Raw genomic sequence first — 1,002 nt, 5'->3', positions numbered from 1 at the left:
AGGACACTCCCACCTCGGCGATAGCCAGGTGGGAGAAGCTTCATTACAAGACATCGGGCTGGAAGTTGTCAGGGGATGCTAAATCAATAAATTTCTTAGACAAGAAAGGTATTGGAAAGCTAAAACTGAAAGGGACTTGGGAGTTATGGCGTTACGATCTTAAGCTAATCAAACGAGTTAGATTGGTGCGCCGCGCAGATGGTTACTACGTCCAGTTCTGTATAAAAATTGATACAAAAGAATCTTTAGAGCCTGCTCATACTAATGTTGGATTAGACGTAGGACTCAAGGAATTTTACACTGATTCTAAGGGAGGTGTAGAGCCGAATCCCAGGTTTTATCGTAAAGGAGAAAAAAAACTAAAGTTTTATCAACGTCGGGTTTCTCGCAAAAAGAAAGGCAAGGCCGTAGGCCACGCTTCGCGAACATCCAATCGCAAAAAAGCCATTAATAGATTAGGCCGGACACACCTTAAGATAAGTAGGCAACGTGAAGAACATGCCAGTGCGATTCGTTGATTAGAAACCGAAATAAATCGGGGGATTAATCACAAGGAAAATACCTTGATAACTTGATTACCATGTTGGTGAAAGACCAACCCTCACGAAATCTGAGTGACAGCCCTACCCCTAACCACTGAGAATTAACAACCTCTAGGTTGAAGCGGGGTCGAACAGCGCTAAATATGGAGCTAGTAGCAGGCAACATGCTCATGAGTACCGAAAGGGAAGATACATCTGAACCATCGTAATCTTCAACCAGCGCAATAAGGCTAGAAACGCTGGAAACAAAAGTTCCGGAGGACATAGAATCATAAGGTTTGGCATCTTTATGATGATTTCTCTAAAACTCCCGGTGGATAGTATCACTCTAAAAGCATAAAGAATGGTAATCAGGAACGAAGTAACCACGTAGGTACTCTTAGGAAAGGTCGATTTCCTAAGAAGGTAGTTAGCCCCATGGCCTACGATGGAAAGATAGAGTCAGAAGCAAATGTCACTA

Annotated in this window: 1 protein-coding gene; it reads left to right on the top strand. The window is 42.9% G+C overall.

Going from position 1 to position 1,002, the window contains the following annotated elements; all coding sequences use genetic code 11:
• On the top strand, positions 1 to 518 hold a 518-nt coding region (locus F6K51_RS38255; protein ID WP_293031638.1), incomplete at its 5' end, for a transposase.
• Between the last annotated feature and the right edge of the window lie 484 nt (positions 519 to 1,002).

Origin of the sequence: Moorena sp. SIO3I8 (assembly GCF_010692325.1) — a bacterium.
In the GTDB taxonomy this organism is placed as follows: domain Bacteria; phylum Cyanobacteriota; class Cyanobacteriia; order Cyanobacteriales; family Coleofasciculaceae; genus Moorena.
The sequence above is the reverse complement of the archived record's forward strand: the minus strand, read 5'-3'. Positions and strand labels throughout refer to the sequence as shown.